We start from the raw sequence: 24,236 nt of genomic DNA on the forward strand, positions 1-24,236 counted from the left end.
ATGCGGCCGGCATCGTTGTATCGCTGGAGCATTGGACCGGAAAGCCGCATTTCGGTTCGGCGGAGAGGCGTGGGTCCGGGAGCGGGTGATGACGGGAATTCGGTCGACGACGCGGCTCGGACGGACGCCGCCGGCCGCCAAGGATGGGCCGGGCCTCAACCACGGCGACATCGCCGACCACAATTGCCGCATCGTGCTGGAGCTTCTGCGCGTCTGCGGGCCGCTGACCCGCCGCGACCTCGCCGCCCGCCTCGGGCTGACCGAGCCGGCGATCACCGGCATCGTCGGGCGTCTGGAAGGCCGCGGCCTCGTCGCCTCGCGCCGGCAGGCCGACGCCGGCCGCTATCCGGCCACCGAATTCCGGCTGCGGCCGGAGGGCGCCGTGGCGCTCGGCCTGCGGCTGGCCCGCCGGGCGGCGGCGGCCGTGCTGGTCGACGCGGCCGGCAGCGTCATTGCCGAGAGGCGCGACCTGACGCCGGACGAACTGATCGCCGCCGGCCGGGCGCTGCTCGCCGTCAAGCCGGCCGGGGCATCGGTGCTGGGCGTCGGCGTGGCGCTGTCGCCCGACGACGGCATCGGCCTTGATGACGTGCAGGCGGCCTTCGCGCCGCTCCCGGTGTTCGCCGACGCCGACAGCGCCGCCGCCGCCACCGCCGAGCGGCTGATCGGCGCCGGCGACCGCGACGGCGGTTTCGTCAGCATCCTGGTTACCCGGTCCGGCGTGCGGGCCGGCCTCTCGATCGGCGGCCGGCCGTTCCACGGCATGCACGGCTTTGCCGGCGGCATCGGCGCCATGCGCACCGGCGAGGCCCGCGCGCCGCTGGCCGACGGCCTGTCGCCCCACCGGCTGGACGCGGCGATCGCTGCCGGCGGCGACCGCGAGGCCGCCATCGCCGGCTGGGCGCGCCAGGCGGCCGACCACCTGCTCGACGCGGTGGTGGCGATCTCCGGCGTGGTGGTGCCGGGACTGATCGTCATCGGCGGCGACCTTCCCGGCGCGGCGCTCGACGCGGTGGTCAGCGAGACGCTGGCCACGCCGGTGGCGATCGGCGGCCGGCCGACCACCGCCGCCTGGATGCCGCCGCTCCGCCGCTCGACGCTGCCGGCGGCCGGCGTCGCCGAGGGCGCCGCGCTGTTGCCGCTCCTCGAATTCCTGCTGCCCGATCCCAGGCGGCTCAGGGAGACGCCGGTCGCGCCGCCTCGGTCCTGAGCGGCACGCGCCTCAGTTGACCGGCGTCGGCCGACGGCAGGCCGAGCCGATGGGCGAGCGGCATGGCCGCCGCGCCGAGGGCGGCGGCGTCTTCCGAGCAGACGGCGCGGTGCAGGGCGGCCGGCGGCAGGCCGGCGGCGATCTGCGCCTTCCGCGTTTCGGCGATCAGCTCGTCGATCAGGCGCACCGGCATCCGGCCGCCGACCAGCACCGCCTCAGGATCGGCGATCAGTGCGATATGCGACACCGCTTCGGCCAGCCAGCCGGCGGCGCGGGCGATCCAGGCCGACACCAGCGCCCGCCCCCGGCCGTCGAGGGCGGCCAGTTCCGCCGGCGTGCCGACGACGATGCCGTGGGCGCGCAGGTGGTCGTAGAGCAGGAACATCGAGAACAGCTCACCGAACTGGCGGATGCGGCGGCGGCCGTCGTCCGGGGTCTCCAGCACCGGCAGACAGCCGATCTCGCCATTGATGCCGCCCGCCCCCTTGTGGCGGACGCCGTCGATGACCAGCGCGCCGCCGACGCAGGCGTTGGCGAGCACATAGAAGAAGCTGCCGATCTCGGTGCCGAGGCCGTAGTCGATCTCGCCGAGGGCGGCGGCGTTGGCGTCGTTGTCGATGAACACCGGATGCGGCGTCACCGCCTCGACGGCGCCGCGCAGGTCGAAGCCGGTCCAGGCGGCATAGGCGGCCGGCCGGCCGATGACGTCGATTTCGCCAAGCCAGTCGGGCACGGCGAGGCCGACACCGGCCAGCCGGCCCTCGTCGATCAGCTTGCGGCGACGGAAGCTGGACAGCGCATCGGCGAACAGCGCCACGAACTCGTCCGGCAGGATGAAGCGTTTCTCGTGGTGGACGCGGCCGCGCACCGTGCCGGTGGCGTCGACCACCACCACCGTCAGGTGGTCGCGGTCGATGTTGGCGCCGACCGAGAACAGGCCCTCGGGATCGATTTCCAGCTCGATGGCCGGCTGACCCCTGAGACCGTGGCGTCGCCGCGCCTCGATCACCAGTCCCTCGTCGGCGAGGCGTTCGACGATGCGGGCGATCGCCTGCTTGGTGAGGCCGCAGCGCGCCGCCAGCTCGGTGCGGGAAATCGGCGCGCCGCGATGGATGGCCGCCAGCACCAGCTGGCGGTTTCTCAAGGCGGCCTGTTCGGCGTTCGATCCGAGCAAGTTCACGCGCCGGCCCTCCTCCGTCCGCGGACCGATCGGCGGACGGAGGGAGAGTAGCCGGCCGGTCACGTCTTTGAAAGCCGCCAGCTCTTGACCTCGAACGGCCTGAGGCCGCGCTCGGGCACATCCATCGGCTCCTCCAGAATGCTGACCGGCCCGTCGACCGTCCAGCCGCCGTCGAGCGACAGGCCGAAGTCGCCGCGCCGACCGGCCGGCTCCCAGACACGCAGGATCAGGCCATCGCCTTCTTCCGCCGGCTTCAGCACCGACAGCGCCGCCGGGATGCCCTCGGCCCTGACCGGCCGGTAGACGCCGGCCGCAACGCCGTCGACCGGGCGGACAATGAGCGGCTGGTTGAGATCGTCGGCCTCCTCGCGGACGCCGCCGGCGTACCAGGCGCCGGCATGCGGCATCAGCGCGTAGGTGAAGGTCTGTTCGCCTTCGTCGGCCAGCGGATCGGGATAGACCGGCGAGCGCAACAGGCTGAGGCCGAGCACATTGTCACGGACGCTGTGGCCGTATTTGGCGTCGTTGAGGAGGGCGACGCCGAAATCCGGCTCGGACAGGTCGAGGAAGCGGTGGGCGGCCGCCTCGAACATCGCCGCGTCCCAGGTGGTGTTGGCATGCGTCGGCCTGCTGACGATGCCGTAGGCGCATTCGGCCGTGGCGGTGCGGCTCCGGGCGTTGACGGCGGTCAGCGTCCTCAAGAAGACGCGGCGGTCGTGCCAGTCGAGCGTGGTGCGGATGTCGAGGCGGCGACCGCCGGCGACCAGCGACAGCACCTGGGTGATGGTCGACGACCGGAACCGGCGGACGATCTTCACCGCCACGCGGTGCGGGCCTTGCTCCACCACTTCCAGGCTCTGGAGATCGGTGATCTCCTCGCCGCGCATCGCATAATCGCCCTCGATATCCCAGGCGTCCCAATTGCGCGGCTTGTCGACCGGATAGGCCATCAGCCGGTTGCCGTAGCCGTCGAGCGCCTCGCGGCCGGTCGGCTTGTGCAGGATCGAGGCGATCGAGCCGTCGGCGGCGAGCGTCACGCGCAACACGTCGTTTTCGAGATGATCCCGGCCGACCGACAGCGCGCCGGCCGGCTTCAGGGAGCCGGCATCGACGACGGCGACGGCGAGCGGCGGCAGCGTCTCGCTTGATGAGACGACGGCGCCATCTTCGAGCGTCAGTCGCAGCGGCCGGACGTCGAGCGACGGGTTGACGACCAGCAGGCGGCTCCCCTCGCCTTTCGGCAGCCGCGCGGCGATCGCGTCGAGAGCGGCGGCCTGCGCCTTCATCCCCTCATCGATCACCGCGCCCAACTCCCCGGCGGCGTCCTCATAGACCTCGCGGATCGACGAACCGGGCAGGATGTCGTGGAACTCGTTCTTGAGGAGCGTGCGCCAGGCCGGCTCCAGGCTCACAGGCTTCGGCGCGCCGATGAGATGGGCGAGCGAGGCGGCGGTCTCGGCGGTGATCAGCGCCCGCTCGGCCTTGCGGTGCAGGCGCTTGACGACGCTCTGGCTGGTCAGCGTGCCGCGGTGCAGTTCGAGATAGATCTCGCCCTGCCAGACCGACAGCGGCGTCTCGCTGGCGGTTTGATGGGCGCGGGCGAAGAAATCCGTCACGCGCGTCCAGCGGGCCTTCGGCAGCGTCGGGAAGACGCGCAGCTGCTCCTCGCGGGCCAGCATTTCCGGCGTCGGGCCGCCACCGCCGTCGCCGTAGCCGACGCAGAGCAGCGTTTCCGGATGCCGCGCCTTTTCCCGGAAGTTGCGCCAGGTCGGCACATGGCAATCGGGCCGGACGAAGCCGTTGTAACCCTGCATCGGGTTGTCGAAGGTGTGGGCGAGCACGCGGCTGCCGTCGAGCCCTTCCCACCAGAACAGGTCGGAGGGAATGCGGTTGGTCTCCGACCAGTTGACCTTGATGGTGAAGAAGCTGCGGATGCCGGCCTGCTTGAGGAGCTGCGGCAGGGCGCCGGTGAAGCCGAAGCAGTCCGGCTGCCAGCAGACGTCGTGGCGGATGCCGAAGGTCTTCTGAAAATAGCGCTGGCCGTAGAGATACTGGCGCGTCAGGCTTTCGCCCGAGGGCATGTTGGTGTCCGGCTCGACCCAGCTGCCGCCCACCGTCTCCCATTCGCCGGAGCGGATGCGGGCGGCGATCCGCTCGAACAGCGCCGGATCGTCCTCGGCCAGCTGGGCGTAATAGTGGGCCGTCGACTGGTTGAAGCGGAAATCCTTCGAGGCCGCCATCAGCGACAGCGCGGTCGAGAAGGTGCGGCGGGTCTTGCGGCGCGTCTCGCCATAGGGCCACAGCCAGCCGAGGTCGATGTGGGCATGGCCGGTGAGGCCGATCTCGCCTTCCGGCGGAAACCGCTCCTGCAAGGCCGCGAGGCGGGCGACGAGCGCGTCATAGGCGGCGGCGACGCTGGCCCGCTCGGCCTGATTGAGGCCGGCCGGCGCGTCGATCAGCTCGGGCAGGCGCCAGATCTTCTGCTGCCCCTCGCTGCCGGCGGTACGGGCGATATAGTCGGCGGTCGACGACGGCCAGTCGAGGCCGCGCAACGTATCCTCGGCGGCGGCGACGAGATGCGGCACCACGTCATGGCCTTCGAGGACGCGCGCCGCCTCGATCGCCTGGGTGACCAGCAGCCACAGGGCGTCGACGGCCGGCTCCATGAGTTGCAGCTCGGCGCGGTTGACGTGCGGCCGCCGCACCGGCTCGCCGAACGGCAGGCGGGCGACCGTCTCCGTCTCGACGCGGACGGCGCGGCCGGTCAGCGGGAAGCTCTGGTGATAGGGATCGAGACCGTAGGGAACGGGCTCGCCGCCGTCGCAGGCGATGGTGATCAGGCTCTCGCCGCCGAGGTCGAGGCTGAGGCGGCTGTTCTCGATCGGCCAGTCCTCCGGCAGGCGGCCTTCCAGCGAGAAGCGGACGACGCCGTCGGCCCGCGGCCAGGGGTCGCCGACGGCGATCGGCGTGCCGTCGAAAGCGAGGGCGGCGAGCGGCCGCCGTTCGCGCACCTTCCATGACTCCAGTTCGGCGACGCGGACGTCGAGGCGGTCGATACGTTGGGCAAGCGTGAGAGGCATGGGAAACATCCGGTTGGGAAATCAGCCTTTGACGGCACCGGCCGTCATGGCGCTCAGGATCAGGCGTTGCAGGGCGAGGAAGGCGACGATGGCCGGCACCACCGAGATCAGGCAGGCGGCGGCGAGGATCTGGATGGTGCTGGCATTCTGCGTGCCGGCATACTGGAAGATGCCGACGCCGATGGGAACAAGGGAATCCTTGGTGATCAGCAGGAAGGGCACCAGGAACTGCGACCAGCCGGCGATCACCGTGATGATGAAGGCCGAGGCGACGCCCGGCGTCGACAGCGGCAGGATGATGCGGACGAACACCGAGAGACGGCTGCAGCCGTCGATCAGCGCCGCCTCGTCGAGGCTTCTCGGAATGCCGTCCATGTAGCCCTTGAGGAGCCAGGTGACCACCGGCACGCCAAGCGCGATGTAGACCATGGTGGTGCCGAAATGGCCGTCGATCAGCCCGAGCCGGCTCATGTAGCGGTAGAGCGGCACCATGATCACCAGGGGGGAGATCATCTGGAAGGCGAGGATGCCGAGCATCCACAGGCCCTTGCCCTTGAAGTCGAAGCGCGAGAAGGCGTAGGCGGCCGGCGCGGCGACGATCAGGCAGCCGACGGCCGACAGGCACGACAGTTTCAGCGCGTTGACAAGATAGACCAGGAACTGGCTCGACGTCAGCACGGCCACGAAATTGTCGAGCGTCGGGGACTTGGGAATCAGCCTGGCGACGCCGAGGAACACCTCCTTGCGCGTCCGGAGCGCCATGGACAGCAGCCAGATCAGCGGCCAGGAGAAGAAGACGAACATCAGGGCCATGAAGGCGTAGCTCAGGATGTCGCCGAGACGGTCGCGGCGGCGGCGTTTCATGAGCGATCCTCCTTGGGCAGGAAGGCGGCGTAGACGAGTGCCAGCCCGAGGCTGATCGCCAGCATCAGGATCGACAGTACGCTGCCGGCGGCGAGGTCGTAATTCCGGAACACCACGTTGAAGGTATAGAGCGACAGCACCTCGGTGGCGCGGCCGGGGCCGCCGCCGGAGAGCGCGATGATGGCGTCGAAGGTGTTGAGCGTCTGGATGGTGATCAGGATCATGTTGACGAGAATGGCCGGGCGGAGCTGCGGCAGCGTCACGAAAGCGAGCTTCTGCCGCGCCGTGGCGCCGTCCATCTCGGCCGCCTCGTAGAGCGTGGGGTCGATGGCCTTCAGCGCCGCGTACATCACCACCATCGAGAAGGCGGTGCCGCGCCAGATGTTGGACAGCACCACCGACCACATGGCGATATCGGGGTCGGACAGCCATTGCACCGGCGCCATGCCCATCAGGCGCAACAGCGAGTTGAGGCCGCCGAACGGCGCCTCGTTGAACAGCATCTTCCAGATGATGCCGCCGGCGATGCCCGGCACCACCCAGGCGACCAGCGCCGTGGTCCTCAGGATGGTGGTGCCGAACAGGCGGCGCTTTTCGGCGCGCACGACGACCAGGGCGATGGCAAGGCCGATCACCTGCTGGCCGATCACCGAGCCGGCGGTGAAGACGAAGGTGACCCAGAGGATCTGCGCCAGCTCGGGGCGCCGCAGCACGTTGCCGAAGGTCGAAAGCGTGTAGTGGCCCTCGCCGCCCAAGAGCGTCAGGTCGGTGAAGGCGTAGCGGAAGACGTCGATCACCGGATAGAGGTAGAACAGCCCCATCACCAGGATCACCGGCATCAGCCAGGGATAGGGCGAGGGCAGGCGGTTCTGCCGGCCCGACGCCCCGAGGATGGACGGCTTCCGCCTGGCGGCGCTTGCGGACATGGGCACCTCGGATATCCGGGGGGATCGACGGGTGGCGGGCGGCCGCCGGGCTCTGCGGCCGCCCGCGGCGGACGGCTGCGGGAGGTCTATCGAAGCCGCCCGCCGGTCGGAAACCGCCCGTCCCCGAGAGAGGACGGGCGGGAGCCGTCAGAGCCGGGCGTAGGCGTCGAGCGACGCCTTGAAGGCTTCGTCGACGGCGGCTTCGGTGCTCTCGGCGCCGGTCAGCACCTTGCCCATCATGATCTGGATCTGGTTGGAGATCTCAGGATAGACCAGCACGCCGGGCCGCGCCTCTCCCACCTTCAGCGCCTTGGCAAAGGTCTGGTTGGCCTCGCTCTTGAAGACGTCATACTTGTCGTAGAGGTCGGCGCGGGTCGGCAGCTGCTCCTGCAGGGCGTTGGCCGGACCCATGTAGACCTCGCGGGTGAGCGCGGCGCACATCTCGACCTTCTTGGGGTCGGAGGAGAAGGCGGCCACCGTCCAGCCGCCGGTGCCGGTGGAGCGCTGATCGGCGGTGATGCCGGGCAGCATCGAGAAGCTCCACTTGGCGAACTCCTCCGGCTCCATGGCGTTCTGGAGCTGGCGATACTGCCAGTTGCCGCCGACAAACAGCGCCGTGCTGCCAGCCGTGGCGGCGGCGTTGAAGTCGTCGTAGTTGCCGATGGTGGCGACGCGCTTGGGGGCGGCGCCGGATTCGACGAGGTCGCGGTAGTAGTCGACGGCCTTGACGAACTTGTCGCGGTTGGCCGCGTCGGCGAACACCGGCTTGCCGGCCTCGTCGACCAGCTTGCCGCCCTGGCCCCAGAAGTTGCCCAGCCAGTCGAAGGTGGTGCCCTCGTAGCGGCTGCCGTTGAACAGCATGCCCTCCATGCCGGCCTTCACCGAGGCGAGAGCGGCGGCCTTGGCGTCGGCCCAGGTCTCCGGCGCGTCCGGCACGATCTCGGTGTTGCGATAGAGCACGCGGAGGTCGGTCGACCACCACCAGGCATAGATCTGGCCGTCCTTGCCGGTGACGCCGTCACGCACGAAGGGGAACAGCTCAGCGATCTCCTCCTTGGAAAAATAGGGGGAGAGGGACTTCAGCACGCCGGCCGCCTTGAACAGCGGCAGCACGAAGCTGTCGACGGCGGCGCAGTCGGGCGCGTGGCCGGCCTTGGCCTGCTCCAGCATGCGCGCCTGCTCCTGGCTGATGTCGCCGGTCATCATCTGCAATTCCAGCTGCCAGCCGGGATGGTTGTTGATGAAGTCGGTGTAGAGCTTGGTGTAGCCGGCCGCCCAGGTCGGATCGGTGCTGGACGGGCCGTCGCCGGTCATGCGGAACACCATCTTGTTCGGCGCGTCCGACGGTCCGACGCGGTCGCTGGTGATCAGGTCCTCGGCGATGGCCGGCAGGCAGCCGAGCGCCGTCGCGGCGGCGAGCGCCGTGAACAGGGTTGTCTTCATTACTGTCTCCTCCCGAGCGTCGCGGGAAGCCGCACGAAAATACGGCTTCCCAAGTCGACATCAATTAGATTAAATCACTTTGTTTTGTTGTCAAGCGATGTGCGGGAGGATCGCATGGCCACCGTCGAGATCAGGAACCTGCGCAAGGCCTACGGGGCGCTGGAAGTGCTGCACGACATCTCCATCGGCATCGCCGACGGCGAATTTCTGGCGCTGGTCGGGCCGTCCGGCTGCGGCAAGTCGACGCTGCTCAGGACCATCGCCGGCCTCGAGATGATCAACGGCGGCGAGATCCGCATCGACGACAGGGCGGTCGACGACCTCGCCCCCAAGGACCGGGACATCGCCATGGTGTTCCAGAACTATGCGCTCTATCCGCACATGGACGTCGCCGCCAACATGGGCTTCGCGCTGCGGCTGGCCGGCCGGCCCAAGGCGGAGATCGGCGACCGGGTGGGACGGGCGGCCGCCATCCTCGACCTCTCCCGCGAGCTTGCCCGCAAGCCGGCGCAACTCTCCGGCGGCCAGCGCCAGCGCGTCGCCATGGGTCGCGCCATCGTCCGAGACCCCAAGGTGTTCCTGTTCGACGAGCCGCTTTCCAACCTCGACGCCAAGCTGCGCGTACAGATGCGGGCCGAGATCCGCGAATTGCAGCAGCGGCTCGGCACCACCACCATCTACGTGACGCACGACCAGGTGGAGGCGATGACCATGGCCGACAAGATCGCCGTGCTGTCGGCCGGCCGCCTCGAACAGGTCGGCGCGCCGCTCGATCTCTACCGGGCGCCGGCCAACCTGTTCGTCGCCGGCTTCATCGGTTCGCCGCAGATGAACTTCGTCACCGGCGATCTCGCGGCCAAGGCCGGCGCCGACACCATCGGCATCCGGCCGGAGCATCTCGTCGTCGGTCGCGACGGCGACGGCTGGCGCGGCCGGGTGGTCGCCGCCGAGCATCTCGGCAGTGACACTTTCATCCACGTCGAGGTGCCGGATGCCGGCCGCCTCACCGCCCGCACGGTCGGCGACATGCCGGTCGGCAGCGGAGACGAGGTGGTGCTGGCACCGATGGCCGGCCACCTGCACCGCTTCGGCGCCGATGGCCGCGCCATCCGAGACTGAGACGACAGTATCGACCGGGGTCGGAGGAAGGCGGGACGTTCGGGCCCGGTCCCGACCGAGGCATCGTCGCCCGGCCGGATTTCAGCCACTCCGCGCGTACAGATCCGCGCCCGCCCCTCTCCTGCCTGCGAGTCCGGGGATGCAGCGTTTTCGGCGATTGACCCCTTGACACGGGTCAGCCGCGGTGGCATTGGGTAATCGATAACTCAAGGGAAAACGCGGTACAGCCGGCGCATTCGTCCGCCACATGCCGCAAAAGCACAGGACGGCAGCCGTGGGAGCGGCGGAGGAGCCGGGAAACCGGCGTCGCGGGGGAGTTTGATCGTGGCCGTTTCGCTACAGGACATCGCCAGGATCGCCGGGGTGTCGGTGAAAACCGTCTCCGGCGCGCTGCATGGCGGTTCGGCGCGCATGGCCGAGGAGACGCGCGACCGCATCCGCGCCATTGCCGAGGACCTCGGCTACGTCACCAACTTCGCCGCCCGCAGCATGCGGCAGGGCTGGATGCCGCTGATCGCCATCATCGCCGACGAATTGCTGACCTCGCCGTTCGCCACCGAGATCATCCGCGGCCTCGACAATTCCGCCCGCAAGGCCGATCTCTCCGTGTTCTTCACCACCATCGGCGGCGACCGCGACATCGCCAAGGTCTATGACGACGTCAGCCGCTTCCGGCCGCGCGCCATCGGCTACGCCGCCATGTACCACAAGGAAGTGGCGCTGCCGCCGGAGATCGCCGACAGCATCGGCGTGATGATCAACTGCCGCGATGCCGCGGGCCGAGTGACGTCGCTGGTGCCCGACGACGAGCTGGCCGGCCACACCATCGCCAGCCATCTCGTCGACGCCGGCCGGCGGCGGATCGCCTTCATCAACCTGCCCGGCATCCTGGCCGGCGAGTTGCGCGAACGCGGCGTCCGCGCCGCGCTCGACGAGGCCGGCCTCGCGCCGGTCGCCGTGCTGCCGGCGGTGAAGCGCGCCGCCTACGCCGACCGGGCGCGCAGCCTGGTGCAGCAGCACGTTTTCGATCTCATGGCCGGTCCCGACCGGCCCGACGCCATCCTCTGCGGCAACGATCGCGTTGCCATGGAGGTCTACGCCGCGCTCCGCAGGACAGGGGCCGGCATTCCCGACGACGTCGCCGTGGCGGGCTTCGACAATCAGGTCGACATCGTCACGCGACTCGACCCGCCGCTCACCACCATGGCGCTGCCCCACAGGGCGATGGGCCGGATGGCGGCGGAAATACTTCAGGCGGCCGAACCGCCGGAGGGGGGGCTGAAACGGCTCCCGTTCCAGCTTGTAGAGCGGGCTTCCGTCTGAACCTTCTTGGACAAACGACTGGTGGAGGAGATTTTCAGGATGGGTAATCGTTTACTTACGGTCCTCGCGGCCACCACCGCCCTCGTGGCGCTTGCCGCCGCCGCCGACGCCAAGACCGTCGTGCGCATGATGCACCAGGGCGATCCCGGCTGGGTGGCGCTCTACGGCAAGGTTGCCGAGCGCTTCGAGGCGGCCAACCCGGACGTCGACATCGAGCTGATCTACGCCCCGCACGACGCCTACAACGAGAAGTTCTCTTCGGCGGTGATGTCCAAGCAGTTGCCGGACATCATGGAACTCGACGCGCCCTTCCTCGCCAACTACGTCTGGTCGGGCTATCTCAAGCCGCTCAAGAGCTACATCGACCAGGACCTTCTCGACGACATGACGGCGTCCAACGTCGCCCAGGGCACCTACCCGATCGACAAGGACCTCTATGCCATCGGCCTCACCGACAGTTCGGTGGTGCTCTACGGCAACAGGAAGTATCTCGAGGCGATCGGCGCCCGCATCCCCAAGTCGGTGGACGACGCCTGGACGCGCGCCGAGTTCGAGGACTATCTCGGCAAGCTCGCCAAACTCGACGGCGTCAAGTGGCCGATCGACACCTTCCGCGGCTACGGCATCAAGACCGAGTGGGTGACCTACGCCTACCAGCCGATCCTCAACTCCTTCGGCTGCGACCTGATCGACCGCACCACCTGGACGGCCACCGGCACGCTCGATTCCAAGGCTTGCGTCGACGCGCTCTCCATGATGCAGACTTGGGTGAAGAACGGCTGGGTCGTGCCGATGTCGTCGGGCACCAACCAGTTCTACGCCGAGGGAGAGCCGGCGGCGCTCGCCTGGGGCGGCCACTGGTTCTACGCCGAGGCGGCCGCCAAGATGAAGGACGACGTGGTGGTGATGCCGCTGCCGAAGTTCGGCGACAAGAGCGCCAGCCCCGACGGCACCTGGATCTGGGCGATCACCAGCCAGTCCGAGCATCCCGACATCGCCGGCAAGTTCCTGAGCTTCCTCTTGAAGGACAAGGACTATCGCGACTATGCGGTGAGCCAGAGCGCCTATCCCGGCCTCAAGAGCTTCGCCGCCCAGTCGCCGCTCTATGCCGAGGGCGGGCCGCTGGCCGTCGCCTTCGAGCAGGCGTCGAAGGTGGCGGTGCCGCGGCCGCCGCACCCGGCCTATCCGGCCATCACCTCGGCCTTCATGCAGGCCGTCGACCAGATCTTCAACGGCGAGGACGCGCAGAAGACGCTGACGGCCGCCGCCGCCAAGATCGACGAGGACATTGCCGACAACGACGGCTACCCGCCGTTCGGCGGCAACTGACGCCCCGCGTTCCCGCCGCCCGCCCCCCGGACGCGGCTGGAACGACGCCGGCGTGCCGGCCGGCCACGGCCAGCCGGCATGATCCTCGCGGCGCGCGCCCGTCCTCCCTTCGGGCGCGCGTCACCTCCTGCCATCCATCGCCCGGCGAGGGGCTCCCATGTCCGCACTCACAACCGTTCCGAAGCAGCGTCGCCGCTCCGTCATCGCCCGCGTCGGCTGGTCGCGTTTCCTCCAGGAAATCGGCATGCTGGCGCCGGCCGTCGGGCTGATGACCATCTTCCTGATTACGCCGTTCCTGTTGTCCTTCTGGACGGCGATGACCAACCAGCCGCTGGTGCCGCGACCGACGCCGGTCCGCTTCATCGGCTTCAACAACTTCATCCGCATCCTCAACGACGGCCTGTTCTGGACGTCGCTGTGGAACGTCACCCGCTTCACCCTGTGGGTGCTGCCGATCCAGTGCGGCTTCGCCTTCCTGACGGCGCTGCTGCTCAATCGCAAGATGCCGTTCCGCAACCTCTACCGCGGCATGTTCTTCCTGCCGGCCATCACCTCGATGGTGGTGGTCTGCGTCATCTGGGGCACGCTGTTCCAGTATCCGACCGGCCCGCTCAACCACGTCGTCGGCGTGCTGTCGGGCGGCCGCATCCAGCCGATCGACTGGCTGGGCGATCCCAACTGGGCGATGCTGTCGATGGTGCTGTTGTCGGCCTGGCAGGCCTACGGCTTCCAGATGATCATCTATCTCGCCGGCCTGCAGGGCATTCCCGACGAACTCTACGACGCCGCCCGCATCGACGGCGCCGGCCGCTGGGGCCGCTTCTGGCACGTCACCATGCCCGGCCTCAGGCCGACCCACGTCTTCGTCCTGGTTATCACCACCATCCAGGCCTTCAAGCTCTACACGCAGGTGGCTATCCTGACGCAGGGCGGGCCGAAGTCGTCGACCGAAACCGTGGTGCACTACATGGTGCGCTCCGGCTTCGAGGAGCAGAAGCTCGGCTATGCCTCGGCGGTATCGGTGATCCTGTTCCTGATCGTCCTGGTCATCGCGCTGGTTCAGCGCAGGCTCATGAGGCGCTTCGATGTCTGACCTCGCCCTTTCCGTGAAAAAGCCGGCGGCGGCGCTCAACGGCTACCGCTTTGTCCAGTCGATTTCAGTGTTCATCATCGCGCTGGTGGTGATCTCGCCGCTGTTCATGCTGTTCATCGCCTCGCTGAAGGACGACCGCTTCCAGATCCTGGCCGACATGGGCTCGTTCCGGGCCTTCTGGGTGGACCATCCGACCTTCAACAACTTCCGCGAGGTCGGCAACTTCGCCGGCGAGCTGGCCTTCGGCCGCTATCTCGGCAACTCGCTGTTCATCCTGTTCTCGACGGTCAGCCTCGGCCTGATCGTCAACTCGATGGCCGGCTTCATCCTCGCCTGGGGCAGCCTGCCGGGGCGGGCGTTGATCCTCGCCGTGGTCATCGCGCTCTACGTGATCCCGCAGGAGAGCATCATCATGCCGCTGCTGATCATCGTGTCGCGCGCCGGCCTCTCCGACACCTTCACCGCCCAGATCCTGCCCTTCGTGGCCAGTCCGCTCTACACTTTCCTGTTCTACCAGTTCTTCGCGCAACTGCCGAAGGAGCTATACGAGGCCGCCGCCATCGACGGCGCCTCGATCTTCCGCACCTGGTGGTCGATCTTCATCCCGCTGAGCCTGCCGGCGCTGGCCACCGTCTCCATCCTGATGGGCATCGAGACCTGGAACCAGTATCTCTGGCCGATCCTGATCACCCAGACCGACTACGCCCGGCCGATCTCGGTGGCCATCGCCACCTTCTTCGGCCAGGACAGCATCTACTGGGACCGGGCGATGGCCGCCTCGGTGCTGATGATGATCCCCATCCTCCTGTTCTACCTTGTCTTCCAGCGCTGGTTCATCAGCTCGTTTGTTGGCTCGGCGGTGAAAGGTTGACCATGTCCCAGGCATTCACTCCGGCCGGCGGTTCCGGCCGGGCAACGCTGGCCTTCCCCGAGGTGGCGGCCGGCGAGACGATCGAGCTGTTCCTCAAGGCAACCGGTGCGGCGCCGGCCGTCGTCATGCTACGCGGCGGCGCCGGCCCGGCCGGCGAGGTCTCGACGCGGCGCAGCGACTGCTTCGAGCGGCAGCGCATCGTCGCCGCCGCGCCGGCCGACCGGCTCGACTATGATCCGGAAACGACCTCGCTGTCGGTCGTCTACGCCTACGATCCGGCCACCGTGCTCGATGCCGGTGTCCGCATCCTCTCCGCCGGGCCGGCCGCGACGCCGCCGGAGCTGGCCGGCTACCACTTCCGGCCGCCCTTCGGCTGGATGAACGATCCCAATGGCTTCGGCCGCTTCGGCGACCGCATCCACCTCTGCTACCAGCACTATCCGCACCGGGCGCGCTGGCACGCCATGCACTGGGGCCACGCCGTCTCCGACGACCTCCTGCACTGGCGTCATCTGCCGATCTTCCTCGAACCGGACGAGGCGGTGTGGGCGGCGAACGGCGCCGGCGGCGTGTTCTCCGGCACGGCGATCGCCGTGCCGGGCGAGGACGGCTTCCGCGCCTTCTTCACCGACCACATCGACGGCCGCCAGCCGGAGATGGAGGTGCAGCGCATGGTCCGCTCCGAGGACGGCATCACGGCCGGCGCCTCGCGGGTGGTGCTGGCCGGCCGGCCCGAAGGGCTCGGCATCGGCGAGGACAATCGCGACCCCTACGTCTTCACCGGGCCGGACGGCCGGCTGAAGATGCTGCTCGGCGGCCGCGACGCCGAGGGCGGCGTGGTGATGCTCTCCGAGACCGACGACCCGACCGGCGCCACCGGCTGGCGATTCGTCGGCCTCGTCCACCGCGAGCGGGAATACGGCCACACGGTCGGCGAATGCCCGGCCATGCTGCCGCTCGACGGCCCGGCCGGCGATCCCGCGACGCGCTGGCTGCTGATCGTCGGCCTGCTGATGAGCCGCGACCTGCCGACGCGGCGGCGCAACCTCACCTTCGGCATCGTCGGCCGCTTCGACGGGCGGACGTTCACGCCGGAGTTCCGGCAGGAGCTGGACTTCGGCACCGACGCCTACGGCTTCCAGGCCTTCGTCGACCAGGACGGCCCGGTGGCCATCGCCTGGCTGGCCAACTGGACCGACATCGTCAAGAGCGCCGACTGGCCGACGGCGATGACGCTGCCGCGCCGGCTGCTGCTGACCGACGGCGCCCTGTCGACGCCGCCGGTCGAGGCGGCCGTCACGCTGCGCCAGTCGCTGGTCGACGATCGCCGCCTCGCTTCCGGCGAGACGCTGCGCCTCGATGACGGCGCCGCCGAGATCGTCATCGAGTTCGACGAGGCCGGCACGCCGTTCGATCTCGTGCTCGACCATCCAGGCCTCAGGCTCGGCGTCCGCGCCGACGCGGACGGCCTTGCCATCATCCACGAGGCGGGCGGCGCCGATGCGCCGTCGCCGCATTATCTCGCCGCCGGCGCCCGCGTGCGCTCGCTCCGCGTCTTCCTCGACCGGGGATCGATCGAGGTGTTCGCCGACGGCGGACGCCACGCCGGCACCAAGCGTTTCGCCGATCCGGCCGCCGTCACCGCCGTCCGCCTCAAAGCCCCCGAGGGGCGCATCATGGCGGCCCGCGTCTGGCGGCTTGGCCTCTGAACACTATTCCAGGGAGGAACAGCATGGCCAAGGTCTCCATCGAGAACGTCGCCAAGTTCTACGGCAACCATCAGGTCATCCACGGTATCGACATCGACATCGCCGACGGCGAGTTCGTGACGCTGGTCGGTCCATCCGGCTGCGGCAAGTCGACGCTGCTCCGGATGATCGCCGGCCTCGAGGAGATTTCCGCCGGCGACATCCGCATCGGCGATCGTCTCGTCAACGACGTGCCGCCCAAGGAACGCGACATCGCCATGGTGTTCCAGAACTATGCGCTCTACCCGCATATGACGGTGGCCCAGAACATGGGGTTCGCGCTGAAGCTGAAGGGCGAAAGCCGCGCCGCCATCGACGCCCGCGTCCAGGAGGCGGCGGCCATCCTGGCGCTCGAGCCCTATCTCGACCGCCTGCCCAAGCAGCTGTCCGGCGGCCAGCGCCAGCGCGTCGCCATGGGCCGGGCCATCGTGCGCGACCCGCAGGTGTTCCTGTTCGACGAACCGCTCAGCAACCTCGACGCCAAGCTCCGGGTGCAGATGCGGGCCGAGATCAAGGACCTGCACCAGCGCCTCGGCACCACCACGGTCTACGTCACCCACGACCAGATCGAGGCGATGACCATGGCCGACCGCATCGTGGTGATGAAGGGCGGCGTCGTCGAGCAGATCGGCCGGCCGCTGGAACTCTACGACCACCCGGCCAACCTGTTCGTCGCCACCTTCATCGGCTCGCCGGCCATGAACCTCGTCAAGGGCAAGGCGGGCAACGGCGGCTTCGTCGCCGAGGGCGGCGCCGTGCTGCCGCTGCCGCCCGGCGCCAAGGCCGGCGCCGTCACCTACGGCATCCGGCCCGAGCATCTGGCGCTCGACGAGGCCGGCTTCCGCGCCGAGGTGGTGGTGGTGGAGCCGACCGGCGCCGAGACGCAGGTGCTGGCCCGCTTCGGCACGACGATGCTGGTCGTCGTGCTGCGCGAGCGCGTCGACCTCAATCCCGGTGACAGCATCGGCCTCCGCCCGGATCTCTCCACCGTGCACCTGTTCGGCGAGGACGGCCGGCGGCTCTAGCACCAGGTCAGGCCGCCGGGCGGGCGTCGCCGCGGCCGGCCGCCTTCCGCTCGGCCCGGAAGGCCGACGGCGTCCGGCCGATCAGCCGCAGGAAGTTGCGGTTGAAGGTCGACAGCGTCTCGTAGCCGACGTCCATGGCGATGGAGGTGACGAGGTCGTCGGTCTCCGACAACAGCTGGCACGCCTTGTAGATGCGCAGATGGTTGATGTACTCGGCGCAGGAGCAGGCGAGGTGCCGCTCGAACAGGCGCGAGAAGGCCGACAGCGCCATGCCCTCCGTCGACGCCACCTCGCGGCAGGTGAGGCCCGGCCGGTTGAAGTTGCCGGCGATGTAGGCGAGCATCCGCTCCAGCCGGCGCGGCTGGGCGCACTGGTGCTCGAGGCCCTTCACCGACAGCGACCGCCGGCCGCCGTCCGCTTCCAGCACGCGCAACAGCTCGAAGAACAGCGCCATCCGCTCGAAGCCGTTGGCGGCGAGCAGCGCCTCCATCAGCCCGGACGCCTTGGCGGACGCGGCGTCGGAGAATTCGATGCCGGCCCGCGTCGCGTCGAGCAGGGCGGCGAGGCCGGCGCAGTCGGAGAACTCGGCCATGCAGCGCTCGGCGAAGCCCTCGCCCATCTGCAGCACCAGGTCGCGTTCGCGGATGCGGCCGTCGCCGTCGCGGTCGGCGGCATCCGACACCCACATGTGCGGCAGGTTGGGGCCAGTCATCACCAGGTTGCCCGGCCCGAAGGCGCCGGCATAGGTGCCGACGTAGAACTGGCCGGAACTGCGGCGAATGAGGTGCAACTCGTATTCCGGATGGTGGTGCCAGCCGGAATAGACGAAGGGATAGTCGTGGCCGTAGATGCGGAAGGTCCGCGCCAGCGGCGCCTCGATCACCTCCAGCACCGGCTTTACATTGCTCATGTCCGCTCTCCTCCCGGACCGGCGGACGGACCGCCGCGCTGGACACTAGAGCAAAAGCCGATCGATCTGAAGCGCCGTCGAGCGTGCCGTCCATCATGATATAAGGATTTCTTTATGTCGCGATTGCGCTGGGGGCCGACTTCTCCTATAAGGCGTCGAGCAGCGGACGCCGGCCGGCGTCCGCCTTTCCGTTTGCCGCCCGCAACATTCATCCAGCCAATACCGGGAGATCCGCCGATGGCCGCCCAGGACTACGTCGTGAAAGACATCTCGCTCGCCCCCTGGGGCCGCACCGAGATCGAGATGGCCGAGATCGAGATGCCCGGCCTGATGGCCGTGCGCGCCGAATATGCCGAGGCGCAGCCGCTGAAGGGCGCCCGCATCGCCGGCTCGCTGCACATGACCATCCAGACCGCCGTGCTGATCGAGACGCTGAAGGCGCTCGGCGCCGACGTGCGCTGGGCCTCCTGCAACATCTTCTCGACGCAGGACCACGCCGCCGCCGCCATCGCCGCCGCCGGCACGCCGGTGTTCGCGGTGAAGGGCGAAACCCTCCGCGACTACTGGACCTATACCGACCGCATCCTCGACTGGGGCAACGGCCAGACCGCCAACATGATCCTCGACGACGGCGGCGACGCGACGCTGCTGGTCACCCTCGGCGCCCGCGCCGAGACCGACCCCTCCGTGCTCGCCGATCCCAAGAGCGAGGAGGAGGAAGAACTCTTCGCCACCATCAAGGCGCGGCTCGCCAAGGACCCGACCTTCTACTCGCGCGCCAAGGCCAGCATCCGCGGCGTCTCCGAGGAGACCACCACCGGCGTCATGCGGCTCTACCAGATGGAAGCGCGCGGCGAACTGCCCTGGCCGGCCTTCAACGTCAACGACAGCGTCACCAAGTCGAAGTTCGACAACAAGTATGGCTGCCGCGAGAGCCTGGTCGACGCCATCCGCCGCGGCACCGACGTGATGATGGCCGGCAAGGTGGCGATCGTCTGCGGCTACGGCGACGTCGGCAAGGGCTCGGCCCAGTCGCTCGCCGGCGCCGGCGCCCGCGTGCTGGTCACCGAGGTCGATCCGATCTGTGCCCTGCAGGCGGCCATGGACGGCTTCGAGGTGGTGACGCTGGAAGACGACATCCACCGGGCGGACATCGTCGTCACCTGCACCGGCAACCTTCACGTCGTCACCCTCGATCACATGCGCAAGCTCAAGAACATGGCGATCGTCTGCAACATCGGCCATTTCGACAACGAGATCGATGTCGCCGGGCTCAGGAACTTCAAGTGGAAGAACGTCAAGCCGCAGGTCGACCTCGTCGAATTCCCCGACGGCAAGAAGATCGTCCTTCTCTCCGAGGGCCGGCTGGTCAACCTCGGCAACGCCACCGGACACCCGAGCTTCGTGATGAGCGCCTCGTTCTCCAACCAGACGCTGGCCCAGATCGAGCTGTGGACGCGCGGCGACAAGTACGAGAAGAAGGTGCACGTTCTGCCCAAGCATCTCGACGAGAAGGTGGCCCAGCTGCACCTCGCCAAGCTCGGCGCCAAGCTCAGCAAGCTGACGGCCGAGCAGGCCGACTACATCGGCGTCAAGTCGAACGGCCCGTTCAAGTCGGCCATGTACCGGTACTGATCGAGCGCCGGCACCGCCCGCCGTTTTCCCAAAGCAGCCCGCCCGCGCCCCTCGACGGCGCGGGCGGGCTTTTGTTGCCGGCAAAGCCTTATCCACAGCTGTTCCACATATGCGGATTTTCCCCCTCGAAGCGGGCGCTCCCGGCGACGGCGGGCGAAAGTCCAGGCGGCCGGGATGCATAAGGCGAGTCCGCTCAACCCTCTGGCCGACCCCTTCCCGAGATGTCGACTCCCCGGCCGCGACGGGCCGGCCGCCGGAAACTCTGAACGTTCCGTGAACAGAATCGTCAGATGAAACTTCCTGCCTCCGGCAGGCCGATGGCGGCGTCCTCGACCCTTTTTGCCCCCCCTGAAAGGCGGTATTTTGGGGTGATTCGGATCGGCGTCGGGGCACGCGCCGGTCCGGGGCGCGGCTCCCGGACGGGAGCGGATGCCCTTTGAATGCGGCCGGAAGGGGACACGTGCATGCCGGGCTCGCGCCGGAGACGATTGCCGTTTGCTGGGCGTGTGGGGAAGATCGCCCTGCTCACGACGGTGCTGTCGCCGATCGCCGCCGGTTCGGCGGCGGCCCAGGCCATCAAGTTCGGTTCCGACGGCGCCGTCTACTTCGAGCCGATGCAGGTGGCCGCCCTCTCCGCCCTGGTATCGGCCATCTGCATCGCCGTGGTGTCGGCCGCCGCGCTGATCCGGGCGCGCCGCATGGCCGAGGACGACCGCGAGCGCCTGTTGCGCGAGAACGCCGACCTCAAGCTCGCCGCCGACCGCACCGAGGCCGCCCTCAATGCCGACGACCAGCGCACCGTCATCTGGGGCGCCCGCGACGAAGCGCCCAAGGTGATGGGCTCGCTGCCGGAAGCCTCGGGCGTGCCGCGCAGCCAGGTCGGCTTCCTCGCCTTCGGCCAGTGGCTGGAGCCGGCCTCCGCCCAGCTTCTCGAAGCCCGCACCCGGTCGTTGCGCGCCGAGGGCGAAGCCTTCGTCGACGTGCTGACCACCACCAACGGCGTCCACATCGAGGCGGCCGGCCGCGTCAACGGCTCGCGCTGCTTCATCCGCTTCCGCAACCTCACGCGCGAGCGGCAGCAATATGCCGAGCTTGCCGAACGCTTCGAGCGCCAGCGGACGCTGATCGAGACCTTCGAGAGCCTGATCGACAAGGCACCGATGCCGGCCTGGACGCGCGACAAGGCCGGCCGCCTCGTCTGGGTCAACGCCGCCTACGCCCGCGCCGTCGAGGTGGCCAGCCCCACCCAGGCGGTGGCCGTCGGCGCCGAGTTCCTCGATACCGCCGCCCGCAAGGCGATCGCCGACAGCCGGCCGGCGGCGCCGCTGTTCGAGAAGCGCCTGTCGCTGGTGGTCGGCGGCGCCCGGCGGGTGTTCGACGTCGTCGACGTCGAGACGGCGAACGGCAGCGCCGGCATCGCCACCGACGTCTCCGACCTCGAACAGGCGCAGGTCGAGCTGCGCCGCACCATCGACAGCCACGCCCGCACCCTCGACCAGCTGACCACCGCCGTCGCCATCTTCGGCGCCGACAAGCGGCTGAAGTTCTACAACGCCGCCTACCGGGCGCTGTTCGACCTCGATACCGCCTTCCTGGAAACCGGACCGGACGACGCCGCCGTGCTCGACCAGCTCCGCGTGTCGCGCAAGCTGCCCGAGCAGGCCGACTTCCGCAGCTGGAAGCGCGAGCAGCTTGCCGCCTACCAGGCGATGGAGGCGCGCGAGAGCTGGTGGCATCTGCCGACCGGCCAGACGCTGCGCGTCATCGCCAACCCGCATCCGCAGGGCGGCGTCACCTATGTCTACGAGAACGTCACCGAGCAGATCGAGCTGAAGAGCCGCTACAACGCACTGACGCGGGTGCAGGGCGAGACACTCGACCACCTGTCCGAGGGCGTCGCCGTGTTCGGCTCCGACGGCCGGCTGCGGCTGTCCAATCCGGCCTTCGGCGCGCTGTGGAAGCTCTCCGACGACATGCTGGCCGGCCGACCCCACATCAACGACGTCGTCAACCACTGCATGGCCGCCCACGGCAACCGCGCCGCCTGGGACGAGGTGCGGCTTGCCGTCGCCGGCCTCGCCGACAGCCGCAACCGCCTGACCGGCCGGCTCGACCGCCGCGACGGCGGCGTCATCGACTTCACCACCGTGCCGCTGCCGGACGGCGCGACGCTGATCACCTTCGTCAACGTCACCGATTCGGTGAACGTCGAGCGGGCGCTGACCGAGAAGAACGAGGCGCTCGAGGAAGCCGACCAGCTGAAGAACGCCTTCATCCAGCACGTCTCCTACGAGCTGCGCTCGCCGCTCACCAACATCATCGGCTTCGCCCAGCTGCTCGGCGACGACACCGCCGGCCCGCTCAACATCAAGCAGCAGGAATACACCGGCTACATCCTCGATTCCTCGACGGCGCTGCTCGCCATCATCAACGACATTCTCGACCTCGCCACCGTCGACGCCGGCATCATGGAACTCGACCTCGGCGAGGTGGACATCCCGCACACCGTCGAAGCGGCGACCGCCGGCCTCAGGGACCGCATCGCCGAGGCGCGCATCGACCTCCGCCTCGACGTGCCCCAGGACATCGGCTGCTTCGTCGCCGACGAGAAGCGCATCCGCCAGGTGCTGTACAACCTCCTGTCCAACGCCATCGCCTTCTCCGACGACGGCGGCGTGGTGTCGCTGGTCTGCCGGCGCGCCGGCGACGAGATCACCTTCGTCGTCGAGGACCAGGGCCGCGGCATTCCCGACGAGTACCTGCAGGCGGTGTTCGAGCGCTTCGAGAGCCGCACCAACGGCGCCCGCCGGCGCGGCCCCGGCCTCGGCCTCTCCATCGTCAAGAGCTTCGTCGAGCTGCACCGGGGCAGCGTCGACATCGTCTCCCAGACGGGCGTCGGCACGCGCGTCGCCTGCCGGCTGCCGGTCAATCCCAGCCTCGCCGAAGCGGCCGAATGAGCGGCGACGCCCTATCCGTCAGCGTCGCCGACGAGGCCGGCACGCGGCGGCTCGCCGACGACATCGCCGCCATCGTCCGGCCGGGCGACGTCATCGCGCTCCACGGCGACCTCGGCATGGGCAAGAGCGCCTTCGCCCGCGCCGTCGTCCGGCGGCTGGCCGGCGACCCCGGCCTCGACGTGCCGAGCCCCACCTTCACGCTTCTGCAGGGCTACGAGACGGCCCGCTTCCCCGTCCACCATTTCGACCTCTACCGCCTCGCCGATCCCGACGAACTCCTGGAGATCGGCTTCGCCGATGCGGTCGGCGAAGGCGTGACACTGATCGAATGGCCCGAGCGGGCCGGCGGCGAACTGCCGGCCGACCGGCTCGACGTGATCATCTCCGAGGGCGAGGGACGCGACGGCCGCCGCTTCGCGCTGGTGCCGCACGGCGGCGGCTGGGCGCACCGGCTCGACGAGACCTGCGCCGTCCGCGACCTTCTCGACCGCGCCGGCTTCGGCGAGGCGTCCCGCGCGCATCTCCAGGGCGACGCCTCGACCCGTCGCTTCGAGCGGATCAGTGGCGGCAAGGGGCCGGCGGTGCTGATGCGCTGGCCGCCGTTCGGCGCCCTGCCGATCCATGCCGACGGCCTCCCCTACGAGGCGCTGGTGCATGTCACCGACCGCCTCGACGCCTTCGTCGCCATCGGCGACACGCTGCGCCGGCACGGCTTCCGCGCGCCGCGCCTCCTTGCCGAGGACGCGCCGCGCCGCATCCTGCTGCTCGAAGACCTCGGCGGCGAGGGCATCGCGCCGGAGGGCGTCGCCGACCCCGGGCGCTATCTCGCCGCCGCCCGCCGCCTCGCCGACATGGCGGCCGTCGCCTGGCCGGCGACGGCGACCGGCGACGACGGCCGCGCCTTCCCGCTCCCCGTCTACGACCGGCGGGCGCTGCTCACCGAGGTCGAGCTGTTCGCCACCTGGTACGCGCCGGACGCGCTTCATCGGCCGCTCGCCGCCGCCGAGGCGGCCGACTGGCGCGCCCTCTGGGATGGCCTCTTCGCCCGCTTCGACGACGATCGCACCGCCTGGGTGCTGCGCGACTATCATTCGCCCAACATCCTCTGGCAGGCCGACGGCGATCCGATCGGCCTCATCGACTACCAGGACGCGCTGATCGGCCCCGCCGCCTACGACCTCGCCTCACTGGTCACCGACGCCCGCGTCGACGTCGCGGACGACCTTCAGGCGGCGCTCGTCGACGCCTATTGCCAGCGGCGGCTGGCGGTGGCCGGGCCGTTCGACGAGGCGGAATTCCGCGACGCCGTCCTCCTCCTCGGCGCCCAGCGCAACGCCAAGATCCTCGGCCGCTTCGTCCGCTACGCCAAGCTCACCGGCCGCAGCCATCATCTCCGCTTCGTGCCGCGCGTCCGTCGCAACCTCGAAAAAGCGCTGGCCGGCAAGGTTCTCGCCGGCGTCAAGCTCTGGTATGAACGGCTCGGGCTCGCCGACGCCCGGCCGTGAGCCGCCCTTTTCGAGAGA

General features: G+C 69.3%; 17 protein-coding genes. 11 read left to right on the forward strand and 6 right to left on the reverse strand.

Translation table 11 applies throughout. The annotated features are described in order from the left end of the window. Positions 1–88 precede the first annotated feature (88 nt). Positions 89–1,210: an ROK family protein gene (locus tag H512_RS25280; protein WP_053240104.1), complete on the forward strand. Its 1,122-nt coding sequence runs from the start codon at positions 89–91 to the stop codon at positions 1,208–1,210. Here the strand turns inward: H512_RS25280 and H512_RS0120255 are convergent. The 5 genes from H512_RS0120255 to H512_RS0120275 form a co-directional block, all read right to left on the reverse strand. Further along, a complete protein-coding gene (locus tag H512_RS0120255) occupies positions 1,176–2,390 on the reverse strand; it encodes an ROK family transcriptional regulator (RefSeq protein ID WP_026784941.1) in 1,215 nt (404 codons plus the stop codon). The genes H512_RS25280 and H512_RS0120255 overlap by 35 nt on opposite strands. Before the next feature lie 59 nt (positions 2,391–2,449). After that, positions 2,450–5,470: an alpha-mannosidase gene (locus H512_RS0120260; protein ID WP_026784942.1), complete on the reverse strand. Its 3,021-nt coding sequence runs from the start codon at positions 5,468–5,470 to the stop codon at positions 2,450–2,452. A gap of 21 nt (positions 5,471–5,491) precedes the next feature. Beyond that, positions 5,492–6,334, reverse strand: coding sequence for a carbohydrate ABC transporter permease (locus tag H512_RS0120265; protein ID WP_026784943.1), 843 nt, complete (start codon positions 6,332–6,334; stop codon positions 5,492–5,494). After that, the gene (locus H512_RS0120270) at positions 6,331–7,173 is read right to left on the reverse strand and encodes a carbohydrate ABC transporter permease (RefSeq protein ID WP_156899605.1); all 843 of its coding nucleotides are present in this window, start codon (positions 7,171–7,173) and stop codon (positions 6,331–6,333) included. Before H512_RS0120270 ends, H512_RS0120265 begins: the two co-directional genes overlap by 4 nt. A gap of 234 nt (positions 7,174–7,407) precedes the next feature. Beyond that, complete coding sequence (locus tag H512_RS0120275; RefSeq protein ID WP_026784945.1) at positions 7,408–8,703, reverse strand: extracellular solute-binding protein; 1,296 nt, start codon at positions 8,701–8,703, stop codon at positions 7,408–7,410. A gap of 114 nt (positions 8,704–8,817) precedes the next feature. Between H512_RS0120275 and H512_RS0120280 the strand changes: the two genes are divergently transcribed. The 7 genes from H512_RS0120280 (at position 8,818) to H512_RS0120310 (ending at position 17,211) form a co-directional block, all read left to right on the forward strand. Next, positions 8,818–9,822: an ABC transporter ATP-binding protein gene (locus tag H512_RS0120280; RefSeq protein ID WP_026784946.1), complete on the forward strand. Its 1,005-nt coding sequence runs from the start codon at positions 8,818–8,820 to the stop codon at positions 9,820–9,822. Between the two features lie 324 nt (positions 9,823–10,146). Further along, entirely contained in the window at positions 10,147–11,145 is a 999-nt protein-coding gene (locus tag H512_RS0120285) for a LacI family DNA-binding transcriptional regulator (RefSeq protein WP_026784947.1), read from the forward strand. A 39-nt stretch (positions 11,146–11,184) separates the two neighbouring features. Next, a complete protein-coding gene (locus tag H512_RS0120290) occupies positions 11,185–12,474 on the forward strand; it encodes an ABC transporter substrate-binding protein (protein ID WP_026784948.1) in 1,290 nt (429 codons plus the stop codon). A 157-nt stretch (positions 12,475–12,631) separates the two neighbouring features. Beyond that, positions 12,632–13,567, forward strand: coding sequence for an ABC transporter permease subunit (locus tag H512_RS25285; protein ID WP_084798665.1), 936 nt, complete (start codon positions 12,632–12,634; stop codon positions 13,565–13,567). Then, the gene (locus H512_RS0120300; protein WP_026784949.1) at positions 13,560–14,438 is read left to right on the forward strand and encodes a carbohydrate ABC transporter permease; all 879 of its coding nucleotides are present in this window, start codon (positions 13,560–13,562) and stop codon (positions 14,436–14,438) included. Before H512_RS25285 ends, H512_RS0120300 begins: the two co-directional genes overlap by 8 nt. 2 nt (positions 14,439–14,440) lie before the next feature. Next, positions 14,441–16,147, forward strand: a complete 1,707-nt coding sequence (locus H512_RS0120305) for a GH32 C-terminal domain-containing protein (protein WP_026784950.1) — start codon at positions 14,441–14,443, stop codon at positions 16,145–16,147. Between the two features lie 23 nt (positions 16,148–16,170). Then, positions 16,171–17,211: an ABC transporter ATP-binding protein gene (locus H512_RS0120310; protein WP_026784951.1), complete on the forward strand. Its 1,041-nt coding sequence runs from the start codon at positions 16,171–16,173 to the stop codon at positions 17,209–17,211. Positions 17,212–17,218: 7 nt separating this feature from the next. Here H512_RS0120310 and H512_RS25290 read toward each other — a convergent pair whose 3' ends face one another. Next, on the reverse strand, positions 17,219–18,121 hold the full coding sequence (locus H512_RS25290; protein ID WP_053240105.1) for an AraC family transcriptional regulator: 903 nt from the start codon (positions 18,119–18,121) through the stop codon (positions 17,219–17,221). A 237-nt stretch (positions 18,122–18,358) separates the two neighbouring features. Here H512_RS25290 and ahcY point away from each other — a divergent pair, with 237 nt between their 5' ends. The 3 genes from ahcY (at position 18,359) to tsaE (ending at position 24,218) form a co-directional block, all read left to right on the forward strand. Beyond that, the gene (ahcY, locus tag H512_RS0120320; RefSeq protein WP_036793060.1) at positions 18,359–19,756 is read left to right on the forward strand and encodes an adenosylhomocysteinase; all 1,398 of its coding nucleotides are present in this window, start codon (positions 18,359–18,361) and stop codon (positions 19,754–19,756) included. 506 nt (positions 19,757–20,262) lie between these two features. After that, positions 20,263–22,713 carry a PAS domain-containing sensor histidine kinase gene (locus tag H512_RS0120325; RefSeq protein WP_245585468.1) on the forward strand — a complete coding sequence of 817 codons (2,451 nt, stop codon included), beginning with the start codon at positions 20,263–20,265 and terminating at the stop codon, positions 22,711–22,713. Then, positions 22,710–24,218 (forward strand): tRNA (adenosine(37)-N6)-threonylcarbamoyltransferase complex ATPase subunit type 1 TsaE, encoded by a 1,509-nt coding sequence (gene tsaE, locus H512_RS0120330; protein WP_026784954.1) that lies wholly within the window; start codon positions 22,710–22,712, stop codon positions 24,216–24,218. The genes H512_RS0120325 and tsaE overlap by 4 nt, the downstream gene beginning before the upstream one ends. Positions 24,219–24,236: the final 18 nt, after the last annotated feature.

Origin of the sequence: Pleomorphomonas koreensis DSM 23070 (genome assembly GCF_000425185.1) — a bacterium.
GTDB lineage: Bacteria > Pseudomonadota > Alphaproteobacteria > Rhizobiales > Pleomorphomonadaceae > Pleomorphomonas > Pleomorphomonas koreensis.